Origin of the sequence: Geobacillus sp. LYN3, assembly GCF_003064505.1 — a bacterium.
Lineage (GTDB): Bacteria > Bacillota > Bacilli > Bacillales > Anoxybacillaceae > Parageobacillus_B > Parageobacillus_B toebii.
Genome location: NZ_QCWL01000053.1, coordinates 1 through 1303, shown reverse-complemented (window position 1 = coordinate 1303; position 1303 = coordinate 1). Strand labels below are relative to the sequence as shown.

2 protein-coding genes and 1 pseudogene are annotated in these 1303 nt (G+C 39.1%); 2 read left to right on the top strand and 1 reads right to left on the bottom strand.

Annotation, left to right across the window (positions count from 1 at the left end):
* Positions 1 to 6 precede the first annotated feature (6 nt).
* Together DCC82_RS18805 and DCC82_RS18800 are read left to right on the top strand one after the other, a co-directional pair.
* On the top strand, positions 7 to 294 hold the full coding sequence (locus tag DCC82_RS18805; protein WP_483299673.1) for a GMC oxidoreductase: 288 nt from the start codon (positions 7 to 9) through the stop codon (positions 292 to 294).
* Positions 279 to 467, top strand: coding sequence for a hypothetical protein (locus tag DCC82_RS18800; RefSeq protein WP_353620330.1), 189 nt, complete (start codon positions 279 to 281; stop codon positions 465 to 467). The genes DCC82_RS18805 and DCC82_RS18800 overlap by 16 nt, the downstream gene beginning before the upstream one ends.
* 153 nt (positions 468 to 620) lie before the next feature.
* Here the strand turns inward: DCC82_RS18800 and DCC82_RS16990 are convergent.
* A pseudogene (locus DCC82_RS16990) lies at positions 621 to 1232 on the bottom strand (C40 family peptidase); the annotation flags it as partial.
* Positions 1233 to 1303: the final 71 nt, after the last annotated feature.

Sequence of the window (1303 nt, the reverse complement as noted above, 5' to 3'; positions counted from 1 at the left end):
TTTTCTATGACCGAAATGCCCTATTTGTGCTGGGCTTTTTTATACACTAGCACTGGGGTGAATAGTTACTATTTAACTAATGAGGTAGAAAAGCGAAACTTGCTTGCTAATTATGTCAAGGCCTCTTATCATAATCTCGCACATTTTGGTGGGCAATGTAGAATGGATAGGAATGTTCAAGAAGGAGTTGTTGATGGATTCCTGAATGTCTTTGGTACCAAAACCTTAAAGTCGCTGATCTTTCCATCTTCCCTATTTTACCAGATGGTAACACTTCCATGCCTGCCCAGATGATCGGTTTAAATGCGGTACGATTTATTCGAGAGGATCCTGCCCATATGTGGTGGATGATGAGGAATTGGAAGATGTTGAATGATAAGAATGAAGATGATAATAGAAAAGAAGCTCTTTCTGTTTTGGAAAGAGCTTCTTTTCTTGTTGAGAAAAATTATCTCAACGGCTGTTGACATAAGACTTGTCAGAAGAAATCAGTATCACAAAAAAACTCCTGTCATCCAAGCGGGATCGACTTGTCCGATTTTACTGTTTATACATTGTTGATACATCAAAAAATCGAGTGTAAAACCTACGCGATTTTACACTCGATTGCTTTTCATAGATTAATTGATTACACGGACTACCTTCACAAAACGTTCTTGCCAATAAGAAGAATTAATCGATGCATAAGAAACGCCTTTAGAAGTTGAAGCATTTAACATTTGGCCGTTACCCGCATAAATTCCAACGTGATTGATCGTTCCATCGAAGTCTGTATCAAAGAAGACTAAATCTCCTTTTTGAAGCTGATTGAAAGAAACCGTCGTGCCTGCTTGTGATTGTGCTGTCGAAGTGCGTGGCAAAGAAATTCCAGCTTCACCAAACACCCGCATAGTAAAAGATGAGCAATCAAATGCATCTGTGCGAGATGGGCTGGCACCATATAAATATTTAGCGCCTAAATATTTTTCACCAATTTGAATGACTCGATCAGCCAAAGAAGAATTCACAGCTTTTGTGCTATTGGAAGGAGTGGTAGACATCGAACCCGGGGAAGATTTAGAAATTTTTTGATTGGAAGATTGAGCAGGAGCTTTTTCTCCAGCAACTTTAATAGATTGTCCCGCTCGAATAAAATTAGGATTTGTAATTTCCGGGTTTAAAGCGAGCAATGAACGAACTGTTGTATGAAACATTTTAGCGATGCCAGAAAGAGTATCTCCTTCTTTAACGATCTGAACCTCTGCACGACTAAAGTCGGCAGGTTCTTGTGTACTAAAGAGCTTCGTCTATACCTTCGTATAGA

Excerpts from the sequence above, each read along its gene's own strand:
- DCC82_RS18805 (WP_483299673.1), top strand. The coding sequence starts at position 7 with ATGACCGAAATGCCCTATTTGTGCTGGGCTTTTTTATACACTAGCACT.
- DCC82_RS18800 (WP_353620330.1), top strand. The coding sequence starts at position 279 with ATGCCTGCCCAGATGATCGGTTTAAATGCGGTACGATTTATTCGAGAG.